A 19,073-nucleotide genomic window follows, 5' to 3' on the forward strand; every position below is an offset into this window, starting at 1 on the left:
GGGGCGGAGGCGGGACGTGAAAAGCCTCCGCCAACAGATTAATCAAGACAGGGGCCGGTGCGGCAGGGGCGACGGCCCCAAGACGCCCCCGAAGTTGCGTGATTTCAGCCCAGATGCTGTTCGGGGTCGCTGATCGCATGGGCCTCGGCGAGGGCGCGCAGGGCCGCGGCGTCGGCGACGGCGCGCTGCTTGGCGATGCCCGGCTGGATGCCGAGAGCGGGCAGGCTGGTGCCGTCGCTGAGGTTGAGGAACACCCACGGGTCACCCGGGCGGAGGTTCACCTGGACGATCTCCGCCCACTCCAGGTGCCGCTTGCCGGCGATGTTGACGACGGTGACCCCGGACTCGTCGGCGACCACCTTGACCCGGGCCAGCCGGGCCAGCACCCAGAAGATCAGCGCGCCGGTGACGACGAAGCTGAGCTTCTCCCCCGGGCCGAGCTGCTCCAGGAGCAGCGCGACCCCGGAGATGGTGGCGAAGATCGCGACACCCGCGGTGAGCAGGATCACGCGGGTGAGACCCGGCCGGAAGGTGACGGGAAGGGCGGGGAGCTCGGACATCTCTCGCGTGCCCCGGTTCAGAGGCGGCAGGCGTGGATGGCCGTCGTCAGGATGGCGCGGGCGCCGATGTCGTACAGGTCGTCCATGATCCGCTGGGCGTCCCTGGTGGGGACCATCGCGCGGACGGCGACCCAGCCCTCGTTGTGCAGCGGGGAGACGGTCGGCGACTCCAGGCCCGGGGTGAGGGCGACGGCCTTCTCCAGCTGCTCGACCCGGCAGTCGTAGTCCATCATCACGTACGTCCGGGCGACCAGGACGCCCTGGAGACGGCGCAGGAACTGCTGGACCTTGGGCTCCTCGGCGTCGGCGCCGGTGCGGCGGACCACGATCGCCTCGGACTTCATGATCGGCTCGCCGAAGACCTCCAGGCCGGCGTTGCGCAGCGAGGTGCCGGTCTCGACGACGTCGGCGATGACCTCGGCGACGCCCAGCTCGATGGCGGTCTCGACGGCGCCGTCCAGGTGGACGACGGAGGCGTCGACGCCGCTGTCGGCCAGGTGCTTGGCGACGATGCCCTCGTAGGAGGTGGCGACCGTCTTGCCCTTCAGGTCCGCCAGGCCGTTCGCCTCGCCGGGCTTGGCGGCGAAGCGGAAGGTGGAGCGGGCGAAGCCGAGCGGCAGGATCTCCTCGGCGTTGGCACCGGAGTCCACCAGCAGGTCGCGTCCGGTGATGCCGATGTCGAGGCGACCGGAGGAGACGTAGATGGCGATGTCGCGGGGGCGGAGGTAGAAGAACTCGACGTCGTTGACCGGGTCGACGATGCGGAGTTCCTTGGACTCCCGCCGCTGCCGGTAGCCGGCCTCATGCAGCATGTCCGCCGCAGGGCCTGAGAGGGAACCCTTGTTGGGGACGGCAATGCGCAGCATGAGGTCGGCTTCCTTTGCTCGAAAAGGCGGGTTTGTCGGAAAAGGTTCTACAGGTGGGCGTAGACGTCGTCCAGCGAGATGCCGCGGGCGACCATCATCACCTGGACGTGGTAGAGCAGCTGCGAGATCTCCTCGGCGGCCGCTTCCTTGCCCTCGTACTCGGCGGCCATCCAGACCTCGGCGGCCTCCTCGACGACCTTCTTGCCGATGGCATGGACCCCCTTGCCGACCAGCTCGGCGGTGCGGGAGGTGGCGGGGTCGCCGTGGGCGGCCTTGTGCTGGAGCTCGGTGAAGAGCTCCTCGAAAGTCTTGTTGGACATGGTGAGCGCCAGACTACGCCAATCGCCGCGTCGCTCAGTGCCAGGGTTCAGATACTGAGCGGAGGGTGGCCGCCGTCGCCACCGCGGCCGTCACCGCCTCGTGGCCCTTGTCCTCGTTGGAGCCCGCGAGACCCGCCCGGTCCAGGGCCTGCTCCTCGTCGTCGCAGGTGAGGACGCCGAAGCCGACCGGCACACCGGTCTCCACGGAGACCTGGGTGAGGCCCTGGGTGACGCCCTGGCACACGTACTCGAAGTGCGGGGTGCCGCCGCGGATGACGACGCCGAGGGCGACGATCGCGTCGTAGCCCCGCCCGGCGAGGACCTTGGCGGTGACCGGGAGCTCCCAGCTGCCGGGGACCCGGAGCAGGGTCGGCTCGTCGATCCCCAGTTCGCGCAGGGCGCGCAGGGCGCCGTCCACCAGACCGTCCATCACCTTCTCGTGCCACTGGGACGCGATGACCGCGACCCGCAGGTCGCTGACATTGCGTACGGACAGTTCAGGTGCACCCTTGCCGCTCACGTCTCTCCTCAGTGCTGTTTCTTTACTGGTTGCCGCAGGTGGACAGCGCCGGGGGCGTGTCCAGCCAGGGCAGGTCGTGGCCCATCCGGTCCCGCTTGGTGCGCAGGTAACGGAGGTTGTGCTCGCCCGCCTGTACGGGCATCGGCTCGCGTCCGCTGAGCTTGAGGCCGTGGCTCAGCAGCGCGTCGCTCTTGTCGGGGTTGTTGGTCATCAGGCGGACGCTGCGCACCCCGAGGTCGGCCAGGATCTGGGCGCCGGCACCGTAGTCGCGGGCGTCGGCGGGCAGGCCGAGTTCGAGGTTGGCGTCGAGGGTGTCGCGGCCGCGCTCCTGGAGTTCGTAGGCGCGCAGCTTGGACAGCAGGCCGATGCCCCGCCCCTCGTGGCCGCGCAGGTAGACGACGACGCCCCGGCCCTCGTCCTGGATGCGGTCCAGGGCGGCGTCGAGCTGGGGTCCGCAGTCGCAGCGGGCGGAGCCGAACACGTCGCCGGTGAGGCACTCGGAGTGGATCCGGACCAGGACGTCCCCGCCGTCGCCGATCTCGCCGTGGACGAGGGCGACGTGCTCGACGCCGTCGGTGGTGGAGCGGTATCCGTACGCGGTGAAGGCACCGTGCTTGGTGGGCAGGTTGACCTCGGCCTCGCGGCGGACGGTCGGTTCGGCGGCCCGGCGGAAGGTGATCAGGTCCGCGATGGAGATGATCGTCAGACCGTGCTTGCGGGCGAACGGGATCAGCTCCGGGAGGCGGAGCATCCGGCCGTCCTCGCCGGCGATCTCCACGATGGCGCCGGCCGGGCGCAGGCCCGCGAGGCGGGCGAGGTCGACGGCGGCCTCCGTGTGGCCGTTGCGGACCAGGACGCCACCGGGGCGGGCGCGCAGCGGGAAGACGTGGCCGGGGCGGACGAGGTCCGTCGGCTCGGCGTCGCCGCTCGCCAGCAGCCGGAGTGTGGTGGCGCGGTCGGCGGCCGAGATGCCGGTGGTGACGCCGTGCGCGGCGGAGGCGTCGACGGAGACGGTGAACGCGGTCTTCATGGACTCGGTGTTGTCACCGACCATCTGCGGCAGCTGCAGCCGGTCCAGCTCGTCGCCCTCCATGGGGGCGCAGATCAGGCCGCGGCACTCGCTCATCATGAAGGCGACGATCTCGGGGGTGATCTTCTCGGCGGCGATGACGAGGTCGCCCTCGTTCTCGCGGTCCTCGTCGTCGACGACCACGATCGGGCGGCCGGCCGCGATGTCGGCGATGGCCTGCTCGACCGGGTCGAGGGTGAGGTCCTCGACGCCTTCGGTGCTGTACAGGATCGGTGCCGCGGTCATGCGGGTGCTCCTTCCAGAGCGGGCCGCGTGCCCTGGCGGGAGCGCAGCCACCAGTCGCGCAGGCCCCACAGGACGAGCGCTCCGTAGATGACGTAGACGAAGCCGGAGAAGGCGTAGCCGTTGGTGAAGTTGAGGGGGACGCCGACCGCGTCGACCAGGAGCCAGGCGATCCAGAACTCGACCATGCCGCGCGCCTGGGCGTACATGGCGACGACGGTGCCGACGAAGATGTAGGCGTCCGGCCAGGGGTCCCAGGACAGGGACGGGTAGGCCTTGAAGAGCAGCGCGACGGCGACCGTGCCGACGGCCGCGGCGGCGACCATCGCGCCGCGCTCCCGCCAGGTGGCGAAGCGGGGCGCGATGTGGCCGTCACCGCCGTCCTCGACCCGGCCCCTGTTGCGGTTCCACTGCCACCAGCCGTACAGGGCGACCGCCATGACGACGACCTGCTTGCCCGCGCTGCCGGTGAGGTGGCCGAAGAAGGCGCCGAAGAGGATCAGACCGGAGGCGAACTGGACCGGCCAGCTCCACAGGTTGCGGCGCCAGCCGAGGCCGAGCGCGGCCAGGCCGAGGATGTTGCCGATCATGTCCGACCACAGGATGTGCTGGCCGAAGAGGGCGAAGGCCTCGGAGTTCAGCCAGTTCACCGGCCTGCTCCCTGCGTGCCGGCGAGCAGGCGCTCCACGTACTTGGCGACGACGTCGACCTCCAGGTTGACCTGGTCGCCGGGCTGCTTGTGGCCGAGGGTGGTGAGGTCGAGGGTGGTGGGGATCAGGCTGACGGTGAAGTAGTCGGGGCCCGCCTCGACGACCGTGAGGCTGATGCCGTCGACGGTGATGGAGCCCTTCTCGACGACGTAGCGGGCGAGGTCGGCCGGAAGGGAGACCTTGACGATCTCCCAGTGCTCGGAGGGGGTGCGGGCCAGGACCTGGCCGGTGCCGTCGACATGGCCCTGCACGATGTGGCCGCCGAGGCGGGAGCCGACCGCGGTGGGGCGCTCCAGGTTGACGCGGGAGCCGACGCCCAGGGCGCCGAGGGAGGAACGCTTGAGGGTCTCCGCCATGACGTCGGCGGTGAACTCGTCGCCCTCGTGCTCCACGACGGTCAGACAGACACCGTTCACGGCGATGGAGTCGCCGTGCTGCGCGCCCTCGGTCACTACGGGGCCACGGAGCCGGAAACGGGACGCGTCGCCGAGGTTCTCGACGGCGGTGACCTCACCCAGCTCTTCGACGATTCCGGTGAACACTTCCCGGGTCCTCCTGCCTCAACGGGGCACGGACTCCGGGGCCTGTCGACGGACGACAGAATGGACGGACGATCACACCGAGGACGACGCCGAAAAGGTCCCGTCCGTGACGGACGAGACCAGATACGGCGGCGCGCACACGTACATGCTCGCCCGCCGCGCACTGCCTCCCATCCGGACTTTAACCGTCGGTCCAGGAATTTCACCTGGTCAACCGGCCGCTGGAAGCGGACGGGTCGCGGACTATAACCGCCGGTTCGGAGTTTCACCGACCCCGGAGTGCGCTGCTTCTGGTACACGGCCAGTGTGCCACGCCCGATCGTGGTCCATACAGGGGAACCGTGTGGGGTGCCTCACAGCCCGCGCCGCTGGACTTCCCAGACGGACCGCGGTGTGCCCAACTGGCGCCCGGACCAGGAATCTTGACTGTTATTCACACCTATTGACCCTACTGGTCTAGTCCTTTTAGGGTTCGAGCGGACCCGGTGGCGGTGACGACGGCCCTTGCCCGTCGCCGGGCCCGCCCAATCCGGGCGGCCCGCGCCGGCGCGGGGCACGGGGTCAGCGGTCCGGTGCCGCGAAGAGTTCGTCCTGGGCACGCTCGCGGGCGGTGAGCAGGGCGCCGCGCAGGACGGCGGCGCCGCCGAGCGTGCTCGCCCGTACCTCGGTGGCCAGGGGGGACATCCGGCCGAGTCGCGCCTCGACCCGCGTGGCGAGCGCCACTCCCCCGCCGGGGCCGATCTCACCGCCGAGGACCACGCAGCCGGGGTCCAGGACGGCGACGACGGCTGCCACGCCTACGGCGATGCGGTCGGCGAGGGTGTCGAGAAAGCGAGCATGTGCCGGGGACGGCCGGTGGTCGTCATCGGCGCCCTCGTGGCTGGTCGCGCCCACGCGGCGGAGCCGCATATCGATACCGCCCGCTGCACGGCGTACCGCCTCCTCGACCAGACGGTCGGCGGACAGGCCCCCCGGCCCCACGCCGCACTCCGCCGCCAGCTCCACGATCGCCGCCGCTCCCACCAGCGAGTGGTAACCCCCTGAGCAGTCCGTCGCCGTGGGCAGCGCGGCCGTGCCCGGCACCGGCAGGAAGCCGATCTCGCCCGTGCCGCCGGAGGCGCCCCGGCGCAGGCCGCCGTCCAGGACGACGGCGGCGCCACAGCTGTGCCCCAGCCAGAGCAGGACGAAGGTGTCGCGGTCCCGGGCGGCACCCTCGCGCTGTTCGGCGAGGGCGGCCAGGTTGGTCTCGTTCTCGACGCTGACCCTGGCCTGCGGGAACCGCTCCTGGAGGGCGGCGACCAGCCGCCGGTGCCAGACCGGCAGGCCCGCAGTGTCGCGGAGCTCACCGGTGGCCGGGTCGACGAGCCCGGGCGCGCCGATGCCCACGGTGTGCAGCTGCCCCTCGTCCCCGGACGCCCCCGCCTCCTTCACCGCCCGCTCCACGAGCCCCATCGCCTGATCGACGGCCGCCGCCTCCCCGGCCTCCGGGACGACCGGTACCGACCCTTCCGCCAGCACCCGCCCCACCAGGTCGGAGACCAGCACCGAGACGCTCTCGGTGCGTACGTCGAGGGCGGCCAGGTACGCACGGTCGGCGACGATGCCGTACAGCCGGGCGTTCGGCCCCCGGCGCTGCTCGCCCGACTCGCCGACCACCGTGATCAGACCGGACGCGGTGAGCCGTTCGACGAGGTCGGCGACGGTCGGCCGGGACAGCCCGGTCAGCTGTTTCAACTGCCCTGCCGTCAGCGGTCCTTCCTGCTGGAGCAGGCTCAGCGCGAGCCGGTCGTTGATGGCCCGGGCGGTGCTCGGTGATGCGGGCATGACGGGCATCCTCCCAGATCCGATGGCCCAGGACGGCCACATAACTCCCTATCTATCAGGCAGGGTCCCTGATAGTTTACGGCGGACAGCGGGGCGGCACCCACCCGGGGAGGGGCAGGACCATGAAAGACGTGGGTTACGAGCAGCACGGGGTGAAGCGCGCGCGGTACGCCGTCGCGGCCGTGTTCACCGTGCACGGTGCCGTCACCGGCTCGTTCGCGACCCGGGTGCCGTGGGTCCAGGACCACGCCTCGCTGAGCGCCGGGCAGTTGGGCTTCGCGCTCGCCTTCACGGCGTTCGGCGCGTCGTGCTCGATGCCGCTGGCCGGCCGGATCAGCCACCGCTTCGGGAGCCGTACGGCACTGCGCGGGCTGATCGCGATGTGGACGCTGTCGCTGATCCTGCCCTCGCTCGCCACCAACCTGTACCTGCTGTGCCTGGCGATGTTCGTGTACGGCGCGAGCGCCGGCATGGCGGACGTGGTGATGAACGCGCTCGGCGTGGAGATCGAGCGGGTGCTCGACAGGTCGATCATGTCGGGGCTGCACGGCATGTGGAGCGCGGGCACCCTGCTCGGCTCGGCGGCGGGCACCCTCGCCGCGCATCTGGGCACGGACGCGCGCGTGCACTTCGCCCTGGCCTCGGCCGTTCTCACCGTGCTCGGCGTGCTGGCGGCCGGCTTCGTCCTGGACGTCAGGCCCGGCGAGGACGAGGAGCCGCCGCCGCGGTTCACGCTGCCGCCCCGGTCGGCACTGCTCATCGGCACGGTGGGCTTCTGCGCGGTGTTCGCGGAGGGGGCGAGCCTGGACTGGTCGGCGGTGTTCCTGCGGGACCGGATGGACAGCTCGGCCGGGCTCGCGGCGGCCACCACCACCGGGTTCATGCTGGCCATGGCGGCGGCCCGGATCAGCGGGGACGCGGTGGTGAACCGTTTCGGCGCGGTCCGTACCGTGCGCGCCGGGGGTGTGCTGGCCGCGATCGGCGGAACGCTGGTGGTCCTCGCCGGGCAGCCGGTGGTGGCGATGACCGGGTTCGCGCTGATGGGCCTCGGCATCGCGGTCGTCGTACCGCTGTGCTTCGCGGCGGCCGGACACGCCGGGCCGAACCCGAGCCAGGCCATCGCGGGCGTGGCGACGATCACCTACACCTCGGGCCTGATCGCGCCCAGCCTGATCGGCGGCATCGCCCAGGCGACCAGTCTGGTGGTGTCGTTCTGCCTGGTCACGGTGCTGGCGCTGGGGCTGGTGGCGTTCGCGGGCGTGCTGCGCGCCGGGACGCGGGGATCTCGTGCGGAGGTCAGCCCCGAGGCCGCAGCAGTTCCCGGCCCACGGCCCTGAACGTCTCGCTCCAGGGCGCAGGGCGCAGCGTGGCCGCGTCCAGCCGGACGAGCACCCGGGTGCCCCGCGCGTAGGTGGTCGCGCCGTCCGGCGAGCAGAAGCGGAAGCCGTAGGTCAGCCCGGTGGTGCCGAGCCGTTCCAGCCAGAGGTGGACGGCGTAGGTGCCCGACCTGGTGACCGGTTCCTCGTAGCCGATCAGCAGCTCCCTGACCACGTTGCAGGCGTCCCCGGCGGTGGCCCAGTCGCCGTCGAAGCGGATGCCGTGCCCCTGCCACAGCTCGGTCCAGGCGCGCTCGACCAGCAACGGGTAGCGGGCGTTGTGCAGCATCCCGAGCGCGTCGAGGTCGTCGAAGTGGACGCTGACCGGCAGCAGCCGGCCGTAGGGAAGGGCGGGGGCGGAGGGGGCTTCGGCGGTCACGGGTGGGGCTCCTGGGCGCTGGACGAAGCGGTGGGGACACTCCATCCTAAGCGGACGCTCAGGAGCCCCGGTCGGGAAGGGGCTGGTCAGCCCGCGATCGAGTCCAGCTGCTCGGCGGCCGGCCGCAGCGCCCAGAGGTCGCCGCCGGGCGGGGTCTCCAGTCGCCCGACCGCCTTCTGGGCCGCCTTGTCGCCCGCGTCGGCCGCCGCGTGCACCACGTCGCTCGCCGCGTACCGGTGGAACTCCAGCTCCGGGTACGGCCAGGCGGCCGCCCCGGTCGCGGCCGGCAGCAGGTAGTCCACGGCCTTGGACAGGCTCTGCCCGTCCGGCCCCCGGTAGCCCCAGAGGTTCACGCCGACGTGCCGGCCGATCGCCGCGAGCCGGGTGTAGGCGACCAGGTCGAAGGTCGAGTAGTGCCAGCTCCTGGTGCGGGCCAGCTCCTGCGGCTGGCTGCCGTCGCCCGCGACCTGCGGGTCGATCCGCTTCGTCCGGGCGTCCAGCACGGTCTGCCTGGCCAGCGCCTTGTCGCCGGTCGCGTAGGCGAGGGCGGCGAGCTGCATGTCGTAGAAGGTGCCGTGGTTGTTGGCGGCGGCGCCTTCCTCCTTGCCGAAGGCACTGTTCTTCAGCCAGTCGAGGAAGCCGGTGTTCCAGCTCCGCATCCCGGCCCGGTCCGCGGCGCTCCAGCCGGGCGCCCCCGTGCCGAGGATCGCCAGCGCGTCGACCACGCTCGTGTACGACTGGGAGAAGTCGATGATGCCGATGGCCCGGCCGTCGTACTTGCACGGGATGAACTGGGCGTGGTTCAGGTCCGGGTTCATCCGGGTCGCCGGGTCGAGGAACCAGGTACGCAGGATCTGCCCGGCCTTCTCGGCGTACTTCCGGTTACCGGTGTAGTACCAGGCCAGGGAGAGGTCGTACGTCGAGTCGAAGACCTTCTCGACGTCCTGGCGGTCGGTGCCGCTGTCGACCTCGGGATTGCGCTGGCCGTCGCGCTGGACGTAGGGGCAGCCCCAGGGGTTGTCGGCGGTGGGGGTGGTGGTGGGCCACCAGTAGGGGGCCTGGCTGAGGTACTCGTGGACGTCGCCGCCCGGGGCGGGCTTGGGCTTGTCGACGACCGTCCAGGGGCCCTGGGTCAGCCAGCTGTCGGCACGGGTCGTCAGGTCGCGCAGCGCGCGCCGCAGTTGCGGGTCGCCGTCGTGGAGTTCGGCCCTGGTGTGCTGGAGCCGGGCGCCGTCGAGGACGGCGGTGTCCGGAGCCTTGGCCACGGCATGGGCGGAGGGGACGAGGACGGCTCCGAACGCCACCAGGGTCGTCAGCAGAACGGCCGCGCGGGATCTTCCACTCATCGGCACTCCGATCGTCTATTCAGACTTATGAACGCAGTTCATGAGTAGGACCGTGCGAGCGTAGAACCGCCAGGTAGCCCTGACAATGGTTCGGACCATCTTCACGTACAGAGAAAGCGAAGCCCCACCATGGATCTCGGCGTGCGCTGGAAACTGCACGGCGACGGGCGCACCCCCGCGCCCGGAGCGGTGGTACGCCCCGACGAGCGGCTCTCCTGGCCGCGGACGGTCGGGCTCGGCGCCCAGCATGTGGTCGCAATGTTCGGTGCGTCCTTCGTCGCCCCGGTTCTGATGGGTCTGAACCCCAACCTCGCGATCATGATGTCCGGCGTCGCGACCGTGCTCTTCCTGCTGGCCACGCGCGGCCGGGTGCCCAGCTACCTGGGCTGTTCGCTGTCCTTCGTCGGGGTGGCCGCCGTCATCCGCGCGCAGGGCGGCACCAGTGCCACGGTGACCGGCGCGGTCTTCGTGGTCGGCGTCGCGCTGTTCCTGGTCGGGCTGGCCGTCCAGCGCTTCGGCGCCCGGATCATCCACGCCGCGATGCCGCCGATCGTCACCGGCGCGGTCGTGATGCTGATCGGCTTCAACCTCGCGCCGGTCACCGCCTCCACCTACTGGCCGCAGGACCAGTGGACGGCGCTGCTGGTGATGGCGTTCACCGGTCTGGCCGTCGTCTGTCTGCGTGGTTTCTGGTCCCGCATCGCGATCTTCCTGGGCCTGGTCTTCGGGTACGCCCTCTCGTGGGCCCTCGACCGGATCTTCGGCCGGATCCACTCCATGAGCCCGAGCGGCAAGGTCACCGACCACTGGCGACTGGACCTCTCCGGCGTCGGCAAGGCCGACTGGATCGGGCTGCCGTCCTTCCACGGCCCGTCCTTCCAGTGGTCGGCGATCCTGGTCGCCCTGCCCGTCGTCATCGCCCTGGTCGCCGAGAACACCGGGCACGTCAAGGCGGTCGGCGAGATGACCGGCGACCCGCTCGACGACAAGCTCGGTACCGCGATCTCGGCCGACGGGGTCGCCTCGATGCTCTCCACCGCCGTGGGCGGCCCGCCCAACACCACCTACTCCGAGAACATCGGCGTGATGGCCGCGACCCGCGTCTACTCCACCGCCGCCTACTGGGCCGCCGCCGGCTTCGCGCTGCTCTTCGGCGTCTGCCCCAAGTTCGGCGCGATCGTGGCCGCGATCCCGGGCGGGGTCCTCGGCGGCATCACGGTGATCCTGTACGGCATGATCGGCCTGCTCGGCGCCCAGATCTGGCTGCACGCCAAGGTCGACCTGCGCAACCCGCTGAACCTGGTCCCGGCGGCCGCAGGCATCATCATCGGCGTCGGCAACGTCAGCATGAAGTTCTCCGACACCTTCTCCCTCAGCGGCATCGCCCTCGGAACCCTGGTCGTCATCGTCGGCTACCACGCCCTGCGCGCCATGGCCCCGGCCCACCTCAAGGGACCGGAACCGCTCCTCGACGAGGGCACGAGCTCCTACGACGACACCCGGCCGTAGGCGCCCGGTTGCGGCCATCCGCGCAGCGGGTCCGTTCCCCCGTTCCGGGGAAGCGCCGGGCCCGTCGGCACGCGCGCCGGGCCGGAGCTGGGACCCTTCCCCCATGGCGCAGTTGCACCACCTCACCGCTCCGGTCGGCACCGTCGTCGCCCGGATGCGCGCCCTGGACGCGGCCCTGCCCGAGCGGGACGGGGTCGCGGTCTTCAACCGTGTGTACCTCGCCGTCACGGAGGAGGTCGAACGGCGCCTGGACGCGGGCCGGTTCGCGGACCCCGGGGCCGCGGCGACCCTGGACGTGCGGTTCGCCGAGCGCTATCTCACCGCCGTGGACGTGGAGGCGGCGGACCGCCGACCCCCCGCCTGCTGGCGGCCGTTGTTCCGGTTCCGCCGCCATCCCGGCATCCGCCCGCTGCAGTTCGCGCTGTCCGGCATCAACGCGCACATCGGTCACGACCTGGCGCTGGCCGTGGTGGACGCCTGCCGCACGCTCGGCTGCGAACCGGCCGATCTGGAGGACGAGTTCGACCGCGTGGGCGACCTGCTCGTCTCGCTGGAGGAACGCATCCGCGAGGACCTGATGCCGGGCCCCGACCTGCTCCAGATCGCCGATCCGCTGACCCATCTGCTCGGTTCCTGGAGCCTGGAGCGGGCCCGGGAGGCGACCTGGGCGGCGGCGCGGGCGCTGTGGGCGCTACGCGGATTCGAGGAGCTGGCCGAGGAGTTCGCCGAGCGGCTGGACGCGGCCGTGGGCCTGGCGGGCCGGATGCTGCTCACGCCGTTGCGCGACTGACGTGGCGCGATCCCATCGGTGTGCGCGCCGCCTCCGGAATCTTCGGACGCGCACCGTACGTTGACGGCTGGCACCCGACTGCAAAGGAGCACCGGCATGACCACCAGGCTCGGTCTTGGTCTTCCCCAGATGCGGCAGTACTCCCTCGGCACCGACGTCCCCGACGTGGCACGCACCGCCGAGCAGATCGGCTACGACAGCCTGTGGGTCTTCGAGCGGGCCCTGTTCCCGGAGCCCGCCACCCAGGGGCTCTACAACGTCCCCGGCCTCCCCTGGCCCGACGAGTACCGGCACGTGGCGGATCCCCTGGTCACCCTCACCCTCGCCGCCGCGGCCACCGAGCGGGCCCGGCTGGGCAGCAGCGTGCTGGTGGCACCCCTGCACATCCCCTTCCAACTGGCCAAGTCCCTGGCCTCGCTGGACGCGGCGAGCGGCGGCCGGGTGGTGGCGGGCCTGGGCACCGGCTGGTCCCTCGACGAGTACGCGGCCGCCGGGGTCCGGCCGTTCGAGGACCGCGGCAAGGTGCTCGACGAGTTCATCGACGTGTGCCGGGCGGTGTGGGGCCCCGACCCCGTGCGTCACGACGGCGAGGTCACGAAGATCGCCTCGGCCCTGGTCGGTCCCAAGCCCGCCCGGCCGATCCCCATCATGCTGGGCGCGCACGGCAGGAAGGCTCTGCGCCGGCTGGTGGACCGCGCGGACGGCTGGCTGCCCGTGGGCATGGGCGTCGAACAACTGGCCGCGCAGTGGCAGGAGTTGCAGGAGCTGGCGGCCGAGCGCGGCCGGACGGAACCGATCCGGACAGTCCTGCGGGTCAACACCGCCTACACGCCCAAGGCCTACGACGGCGCCGATCGCCGCCCCTTCCAGGGCAGCGTCGACCAGATCGTCGAGGACCTGGCGGCCCACGCGGCGGTCGGCCTGGAGGAGATCCTGATCGACCTCCAGATCACCGCGCGCGACGCCCGGGAGCTCAAGGACGTCGCGGCCGAGGTGTACGAGAAGGCGCGGGCGGCCGGGGTCTAGTCCGCCCTCCGGCCGGCCCTCGGGTCAGTCCTGGGTTCAGTCCTCGGGGAGTTCGACCGGCGCGATCTCGTCGTAGACGTCGCCGGGGCCGGGGTTGGCCGCGTCGGTCGCTCCGCCGAAGTGGTGCATGACGCCCCAGACCGCGTTCAGCGCGGTCTGGACGGCGCCCTCGGCCCAGCCCGCCGTCCAGGAGATGTCGTCACCGGCGAGGAAGATGCCCCGCTTGTCCGCGGGCAGCGAGTCCTGCACGAAGTGCGTGAACAGGCGCCGCTGGTACCGGTAGTGGCCGGGCAGGTTGGCCTTGAACGCGCCCATGAAGTACGGCTCGTTCTCCCAGGACACGGTCACCGGGTTGCCGATGATGTGCTTCCTGATGTCGACCTTCGGGTAGATCTCGCCGAGCGACTTCAGCATGACCTCCATCCGCTCGTGCGCGGACAGCGGCAGCCACTTCAGGCTGTCGTCGCACCAGGTGTAGGAGAGGCAGATCACGGCGGGCTTGTCCGGGCCGTCGTCCAGGAGGTAGGTGCCGCGCGTCATCCGGTCGGTGAGCGTCATCGACATGACGTCCCGGCCGGTCGGATTTCCCCTGTCGTCGACGGCCTTGTCCAGCCAGAACGGCCGGTCGACCGGGACGAACAGCTTGGAGCTCTCCATGTAGTGGGTGCGCTCGATCGCGGTCCAGTGGTCGATCGGGAAGAGCGAGTCGTCGCAGGCGATCTTGGAGAGCAGCATCCAGGACTGGGCGGTGAAGATCGCCGCCTGGTAGGTGCGGATGTCGCCGTTCGCGTCCGTCACCGTGATCCGGTTGCCGGTGGTGCGGTGCAGCCGGGTCACGGCCGGACGGGGCTCGCCGTTCTCGTGCAGCTTCGCGAGCGAGGTCCCGTAGGCCCAGTGCACGATCTTCTCCGGCTCGCGCTCCCAGAGCCGCAGCGGCAGCTGCTGGGAGCCGCCGACGATGCCGCGGTGGTGGTCGTCGGCCTCGGTGTAGACGACCCGCAGGATCTCCAGGATGGAGTTGGGGAAGTCGGTGTCCCAGCCGCCGGTGCCGAAGCCGACCTGGCCGAAGATCTCGCGGTGCCGGAAGGACTTGAAGGCCTCGGAGTCGCAGAGGAAGCCGTAGAACGTCTGGTTGTCGAGCTTCTCGACGAGCCGGGACCAGATCTCACGGATGCGCGGCACGTCCCGCTCGCGCATCGCGCGGTTCATGTCGGAGAAGTCGGCGCCCTCGTCCAGGCACTTGTTCCAGGCGTCGGCGACGTCCCGGTAGACCTGCGGCAGGTCGTCGATCGTCTCGGCGTAGTGGGACTCGCCCTTGAGGTCGACGACGGTCGAAGGGGTCGCCTCCGCCAGGGGGTTGGGGAACGGGCTGGTCTCGAGCCCCACCAGGTCGATGTAGTGCTGGAGGGCGGTGGAGGAGGGCGGGAAGCGCATCGCGCCCATCTCGGCGGTCAGCGAGGAGTCGCAGCCCTCGAAGCCGACGGTCCGCAGCCGGCCGCCGATCTTGTCGGCCTCGTAGACGACCGGCTTCAGGCCCATCTTCATCAGCTCGTAGGCGGCCACGATGCCGGACAGCCCGCCGCCGATGACCGCGACCTCCGTGCCGTGCTCGGTCGCCGGGATCTGACCGAGGCCCGCCGGGTGGGCGAGGAAGTCGTCATAGGCGTACGGGAAGTCCGGGCCGAACATGGTGATCGGCGGCTGCTGCTCGTCGGCGTGCTCGACGGCGTTGGGCACCGTGGACGTCATGGGGTACGGACTCCTTGCGAAACGCGGAACGTGTGAAGAAGAGCGGGGAGGTCAGGCCAGGGACCCGTAGAGGCCGGGGCGGCGGTCCTCCAGGTACGGGTTCGCCTCGCGGGAGGCGGCGAGGAGAGCGGGGTCGAGGTCGGCGAGGACGAGTTCCTCGGCGCGGCCGGCGCGGGCGCGGGCGACCCCGTCGGGTCCGGCCAGCGCGGAGAGCCCGAAGAACTCGAACTCGCCTTCCTGGCCGACCCGGTTGGCATAGGCCACGTACATCTGGTTCTCCCAGGCCCGCACCGGGACCATGGACTCGGCGACGATCTCGAACGGATGCATGTTCGCCGTCGGGACCAGCAGCAGGTCGGTGCCGGCCAGGGCGTGGGCACGGACCAGCTCCGGGAACTCCACGTCGTAGCAGATCATGATCCCGACGGTGAGGCCGTTCAGCTGTGCCTGGACGACCGGCTGCTCGCCCGCGGTGAAGTGGTCCCGCTCGAAGCCGCCGAAGAGGTGGGACTTGCGGTAGTTCGCGAGCCGGGCGCCGCCCGCGGAGATCAGCTGGGCGGAGTTGTGGACACGGTCGCCGTCGCGCTCCGGGTAGCCGTAGGTGATCGCCAGACCGTGCCGGTGGGCCAGCTCGGCGACCGCGTCCGCGCTGTCGCCGTCGGCCGGCTCGGCGAGGCGGGCGATGTCGTCGCCGATCGCGTAGCCGGTGAGGAACATCTCCGGGGCGACGAGCAGCGCGGCGCCCGCGGCGGCGGCCCGGCCGGCGGCCTCGTCGAGCACCTTGAGGTTCTCGACGGTCGAGCCGGGGCGGCCGGAGCTCTGGAGCAGGGCGGTGCGCATGCGGGTCCTCACCGGGTACGGAAGGAGGTCTGGGGGTCACTTAGACCGTACGGTCGGCGGGCCGGACCGGACAAGGCGGAGCTGTTGCGCGTTGCCGCGCGGTTCGTTGCGTGGGACGGGGGTCCGGTGGCGATTCGTTGCGCGGGGTCACAGCTCCCGCAGCCGCTCCACGATCACCTTGAGCAGCTCGGGGTCGGCGGCGGGACCCGTCGGTTCCACCCGGCGCGGCTCCCGGATGCGGACCAGGCCCGCCTCGGCGAGATCGGCGAGCAGCACGCGTACGACCGTGAGCGGCAGGTCGGCGTCCGCGGCGAGCTCGACGACGGGGCGGCCCCCGCGGCGCACCAGGGCGAGCAGCGCGGCGCGGGCATGGTCGACCTCCGGCCGGTCCGCGTCCTCACCCCTGTCCACGGCCGTGACCTGGGACATCAGATCGATGGTGTGCTTGCCGGAGGGCTCGGTACGACCCCGGGTCACGGTGTAGGGGCGGACCAGGGAGCCGGTCTCGTCCTCGTACCAGTGCTCGTCGCTCACCGGAGGATCAGGGGGTGGAGCGTGCGGCGGCGTCGAGGTGCCGGCCGAGGCGGCGGACGAGCAGTGCCATCTCGTGGGCCAGCTGGCCGACGTCGGTGCGGACGTCGCTGAGGACGGCGAGCCGGCTGCCGTGCCCTGCCGGGGTGACGAAGAGGTAGGCGTCGTCGAGCATCACCATGGTCTGCCGCACCTCGCCGGCGCCGAACCGGTCCCCCGCCGAGCGGGCCAGGCTGTGGAACCCGGAGCAGACGGCCGCGAGGTGTTCGATGTCCCGCCGCCGCATCCCCTCGGAGTGGCTGAGCGGCAGCCCGTCCGCGGTGAGCAGCACGGCCTGCCGGACGTGATCGGTCCGGGCGACGAGATCGTCGAGCAGCCAGCCGAGGTCGCTGCCGGGCCGGGCGGCGGGCTCCTGGCCGGCCGGGGGCTGTGAGCCGGGGACGGCGGCCGGGTCCGGGGCGATGGCCGGGCCGGGCGGCTGGGGCTGGTCGTCACTGGTCATCGTCGGCTCGGGTCCCTTCCTCGGTGTGGTCCGGCTCCTCGGGGCCGGTCGGCAGTCCTCTGCGCCCCCGGTCCAGGCCGCGCTGGAAGGCTCCGAAGACCGCCCGCATCTCGTCGGCGTCCAGGTCACGCGCCTCGCCGGGAGCCCGCTCCGCGCGCAGCTCGGGGGCGAGGGAGGCCTGGCGGGTGCGGGTGGGCAGGGCCGGGGGCGGGTCCGTGCCGGGAGCCGGGGTCCCGGACCGTCCCGGCCCGGACGGCGCGAGCACACCGACCTCCGACGTGGGCCGGCGTCCGCGTTCCTCCCCCGACGCGGGCCGTCCGTGCTCCTCCCCCGGCGCCGGCCGTCCTGCTCGCTCCCCGTCCCGTCGGCCGCCCTCCGGCTCCACTTCGGCCAGCACCGTCCCCGGCAGCAGCACCACCGCCGTCGTCCCCCCGTACGGCGACTCCCGGAGGGTCACCTCGATGCCGTGCCGGGCGGCCAGGCGGCCCACGACGTAGAGGCCGAGGCGGTCGTGGCGGGTCGGGTCGAAGGCGTCGGGGTCGGTGAGGGTGCGGCGGGCCCCGGAGAGCTGGTCCGCGTCGAGGCCGAGGCCCCGGTCGTCGATCTCCAGGGTGAAGCCGTGGCCGACCCGGCCGGTGCGCAGGGTCACCTGGGTGTGCGGCGGCGAGAACACCGTGGCGTTCTCCAAAAGCTCGGCGAGCAGGTGCACGACATCGGCGACGGCGTCCGCGGCCACGCCCACCTCGGGCATCGGCGGCACCACGACCCGCGGGTAGTCCTCGATCTCGCCGACCGCCGAGGACACCACGTCGGCGATCGGCACGGGCCGCCGCCAGCGCCGCCCGGGGGTCGCGCCGGAGAGGATGATCAGGCTCTCCGCGTGCCGGCGCATCCGGGTGGTGAGGTGGTCGATGCGGAACAGCTCGCCCAGGACGGCCGGGTCGTCGGTGCGCCGTTCCAGCGTGTCGACGAGTTTCAGCTGGCGGTGGACGAGCGCCTGGTTGCGGCGGGCGATGTTGAGGAGGACCGCGAACAGGCCCCGCCGCAGCGTGGCCTGCCTGATCGCGGCCTCTACGGCGGCCAGCCGCGCCCGGTTGAACGACCGGCCGACGTCCCCGATCTCGTCGTCCCCGGCCTCCCCGGCGGCCAGCGGCGGCGCCTCGGTGACCGCGTCCACGTCCTCACCGGCGCTCAACCGCTTCATGAGGGCGGGCAGTTGGCGTGCGGTCAGCAGGTCGGCCGCGTCCCGCAGGATCTCCAGGCGGCGCGAGATGCGGCGCGCCCCGCGCACCGCGAACCACAGCGACAGGACCACCGCCGCGAGCCCGGCCGCGCCGACGACGGCCGCCTTGACCAACTCCCGGTAGGCGAAGGCGCGTCCGCGGGCGGCGGAGTTCTCGGCGGAGTGCGTGCACAGCAGCATGTACTGCTTGACGGCCCGGTCGGTGGTCGACCGCCAGGTGTCCGCGGCGACGGCCGCACCGGCCCGGTCCGCACCCGCCCTCAGCAGCGCGTCCTCGCCGCGCACCAGCGAGCGGTACAGCTGGCCGCGCTGGAACGTCTCGAACAGTTCCCGCGAGTCCGACGGCAGGTCGGGGACGTAGGTCCGCTGGAAGACCCGCCGGTCCTCGATGGTCGCGGTGAGGTCGTCGTACTGCGCGTCGGTGAGCCGTCCGGCGGCCCGCGCCCCGGCGACCAGGGCGTCCTCGCGCGAGACGAACTCGCGTACCCGCACCAGCTCGACGACGACCTGGGACTCCCGGGCCAGCTGTCCGGCCTGGAGCGCGGTGAGGGCGGACTCGACGTCGAAGCCGGGCTCCACGAGGGCGCTGTACCCGGTGACGGCGCTGTCCCAGGAGATCTTCCGGGACAGCACCTGCCCGCGCAGCCTCTCCAGCCCGCCGGTGGCGGTGACCATCGTGTCGAGCGCCTCGCGCTGCCGGTCGCTGAGGCGCCCGCGGTCGCCGTCCCGGATCGCGTCGCGCATGGCGCCCACCGCCCGGTCGGTGCGCCGCTGCTGGGCGAGCAGGTCGGCGGCGGTCGCCGTGTCCAGAGGGGCGCCCAGGTAGGCCGCCGACAGCCGCCGTTCGATCTGGATCTGCCCGACGGCGCTGTCGACGGGGGTGCCGAAGTCGTCGTACACCCCCTGGACCCGGATCAGCGCGCGCAGTTCGCCGGTGACGGACACCATGGCGAAGCTCCACAGGGCCGTCAGCGCGACGACCGGGGCGAGCGCGAGCGCCACGATCCGCGTGCGGACGGTGGTGGGGCGGCCGGGCCAGCGCATGGGTTACCTACCGGTGTTACCAGTGAGTAGGGGGGAGGCCCGCACAACTTACGGGATCGTCACCCCGACCGCAATGGTTGCCCC

General features: G+C 71.9%; 19 protein-coding genes and 1 riboswitch. Of the genes, 4 read left to right on the top strand and 15 right to left on the bottom strand.

What is annotated here, in order from left to right:
* Positions 1-104 precede the first annotated feature (104 nt).
* The 8 genes from ACFY6U_RS44990 to ACFY6U_RS45025 form a co-directional block, all read right to left on the bottom strand.
* Positions 105-560 (bottom strand): PH domain-containing protein, encoded by a 456-nt coding sequence (locus tag ACFY6U_RS44990; RefSeq protein WP_390047916.1) that lies wholly within the window; start codon positions 558-560, stop codon positions 105-107.
* A 17-nt stretch (positions 561-577) separates the two neighbouring features.
* Positions 578-1,426 (bottom strand): ATP phosphoribosyltransferase, encoded by an 849-nt coding sequence (gene hisG, locus ACFY6U_RS44995; protein ID WP_390047918.1) that lies wholly within the window; start codon positions 1,424-1,426, stop codon positions 578-580.
* A 47-nt stretch (positions 1,427-1,473) separates the two neighbouring features.
* Positions 1,474-1,746 (bottom strand): phosphoribosyl-ATP diphosphatase, encoded by a 273-nt coding sequence (locus ACFY6U_RS45000; protein WP_030946750.1) that lies wholly within the window; start codon positions 1,744-1,746, stop codon positions 1,474-1,476.
* A gap of 34 nt (positions 1,747-1,780) precedes the next feature.
* Positions 1,781-2,266 (bottom strand): 6,7-dimethyl-8-ribityllumazine synthase, encoded by a 486-nt coding sequence (gene ribH / locus ACFY6U_RS45005; RefSeq protein WP_390047921.1) that lies wholly within the window; start codon positions 2,264-2,266, stop codon positions 1,781-1,783.
* 22 nt (positions 2,267-2,288) lie between these two features.
* The gene (locus ACFY6U_RS45010; RefSeq protein ID WP_390047923.1) at positions 2,289-3,581 is read right to left on the bottom strand and encodes a bifunctional 3,4-dihydroxy-2-butanone-4-phosphate synthase/GTP cyclohydrolase II; all 1,293 of its coding nucleotides are present in this window, start codon (positions 3,579-3,581) and stop codon (positions 2,289-2,291) included.
* Positions 3,578-4,228 (bottom strand): nicotinamide riboside transporter PnuC, encoded by a 651-nt coding sequence (gene pnuC / locus ACFY6U_RS45015; RefSeq protein ID WP_390047925.1) that lies wholly within the window; start codon positions 4,226-4,228, stop codon positions 3,578-3,580. The genes ACFY6U_RS45010 and pnuC overlap by 4 nt, the downstream gene beginning before the upstream one ends.
* A complete protein-coding gene (locus ACFY6U_RS45020; protein WP_390047927.1) occupies positions 4,225-4,830 on the bottom strand; it encodes a riboflavin synthase in 606 nt (201 codons plus the stop codon). The genes pnuC and ACFY6U_RS45020 overlap by 4 nt, the downstream gene beginning before the upstream one ends.
* 156 nt (positions 4,831-4,986) lie before the next feature.
* Positions 4,987-5,117, bottom strand: a riboswitch (FMN riboswitch).
* 274 nt (positions 5,118-5,391) lie between these two features.
* Positions 5,392-6,654, bottom strand: a complete 1,263-nt coding sequence (locus ACFY6U_RS45025) for an ROK family transcriptional regulator (protein WP_390047929.1) — start codon at positions 6,652-6,654, stop codon at positions 5,392-5,394.
* Between the two features lie 122 nt (positions 6,655-6,776).
* Between ACFY6U_RS45025 and ACFY6U_RS45030 the strand changes: the two genes are divergently transcribed.
* Positions 6,777-7,991, top strand: a complete 1,215-nt coding sequence (locus ACFY6U_RS45030; protein ID WP_390047931.1) for an MFS transporter — start codon at positions 6,777-6,779, stop codon at positions 7,989-7,991.
* On the opposite strand, the gene ACFY6U_RS45035 is transcribed toward ACFY6U_RS45030, so the two are convergent.
* Both ACFY6U_RS45035 and ACFY6U_RS45040 read right to left on the bottom strand, forming a co-directional pair.
* A complete protein-coding gene (locus ACFY6U_RS45035; RefSeq protein ID WP_390047933.1) occupies positions 7,951-8,409 on the bottom strand; it encodes an acyl-CoA thioesterase in 459 nt (152 codons plus the stop codon). The two genes, ACFY6U_RS45030 and ACFY6U_RS45035, sit on opposite strands and share 41 nt — an antisense overlap.
* Before the next feature lie 86 nt (positions 8,410-8,495).
* Complete coding sequence (locus ACFY6U_RS45040) at positions 8,496-9,755, bottom strand: alginate lyase family protein (RefSeq protein ID WP_390047935.1); 1,260 nt, start codon at positions 9,753-9,755, stop codon at positions 8,496-8,498.
* Between the two features lie 129 nt (positions 9,756-9,884).
* On the opposite strand from ACFY6U_RS45040, the gene ACFY6U_RS45045 reads away from it, so the two are divergent.
* The 3 genes from ACFY6U_RS45045 to ACFY6U_RS45055 all read left to right on the top strand — a co-directional run bounded on the left by ACFY6U_RS45045 (position 9,885) and on the right by ACFY6U_RS45055 (position 13,080).
* Complete coding sequence (locus tag ACFY6U_RS45045; RefSeq protein WP_390047937.1) at positions 9,885-11,264, top strand: uracil-xanthine permease family protein; 1,380 nt, start codon at positions 9,885-9,887, stop codon at positions 11,262-11,264.
* A gap of 103 nt (positions 11,265-11,367) precedes the next feature.
* Positions 11,368-12,054: a DUF5995 family protein gene (locus tag ACFY6U_RS45050; RefSeq protein ID WP_390047939.1), complete on the top strand. Its 687-nt coding sequence runs from the start codon at positions 11,368-11,370 to the stop codon at positions 12,052-12,054.
* A 96-nt stretch (positions 12,055-12,150) separates the two neighbouring features.
* Positions 12,151-13,080, top strand: a complete 930-nt coding sequence (locus tag ACFY6U_RS45055; RefSeq protein WP_390047941.1) for an LLM class F420-dependent oxidoreductase — start codon at positions 12,151-12,153, stop codon at positions 13,078-13,080.
* Positions 13,081-13,116: 36 nt separating this feature from the next.
* Here ACFY6U_RS45055 and ACFY6U_RS45060 read toward each other — a convergent pair whose 3' ends face one another.
* The 5 genes from ACFY6U_RS45060 to ACFY6U_RS45080 all read right to left on the bottom strand — a co-directional run bounded on the left by ACFY6U_RS45060 (position 13,117) and on the right by ACFY6U_RS45080 (position 18,989).
* Positions 13,117-14,829, bottom strand: coding sequence for a flavin monoamine oxidase family protein (locus ACFY6U_RS45060; protein WP_390047943.1), 1,713 nt, complete (start codon positions 14,827-14,829; stop codon positions 13,117-13,119).
* A gap of 51 nt (positions 14,830-14,880) precedes the next feature.
* A complete protein-coding gene (locus ACFY6U_RS45065) occupies positions 14,881-15,669 on the bottom strand; it encodes a carbon-nitrogen hydrolase family protein (protein WP_390047945.1) in 789 nt (262 codons plus the stop codon).
* Positions 15,670-15,816: 147 nt separating this feature from the next.
* Positions 15,817-16,203, bottom strand: coding sequence for a DUF742 domain-containing protein (locus tag ACFY6U_RS45070; RefSeq protein WP_390047947.1), 387 nt, complete (start codon positions 16,201-16,203; stop codon positions 15,817-15,819).
* Positions 16,204-16,210: 7 nt separating this feature from the next.
* Entirely contained in the window at positions 16,211-16,702 is a 492-nt protein-coding gene (locus tag ACFY6U_RS45075; protein ID WP_390047949.1) for a roadblock/LC7 domain-containing protein, read from the bottom strand.
* Positions 16,692-18,989 (bottom strand): nitrate- and nitrite sensing domain-containing protein, encoded by a 2,298-nt coding sequence (locus ACFY6U_RS45080; RefSeq protein WP_390047951.1) that lies wholly within the window; start codon positions 18,987-18,989, stop codon positions 16,692-16,694. The genes ACFY6U_RS45075 and ACFY6U_RS45080 overlap by 11 nt, the downstream gene beginning before the upstream one ends.
* Between the last annotated feature and the right edge of the window lie 84 nt (positions 18,990-19,073).

This window comes from Streptomyces sp. NPDC013157 (genome assembly GCF_042899865.1).
Taxonomy (GTDB): domain Bacteria; phylum Actinomycetota; class Actinomycetes; order Streptomycetales; family Streptomycetaceae; genus Streptomyces.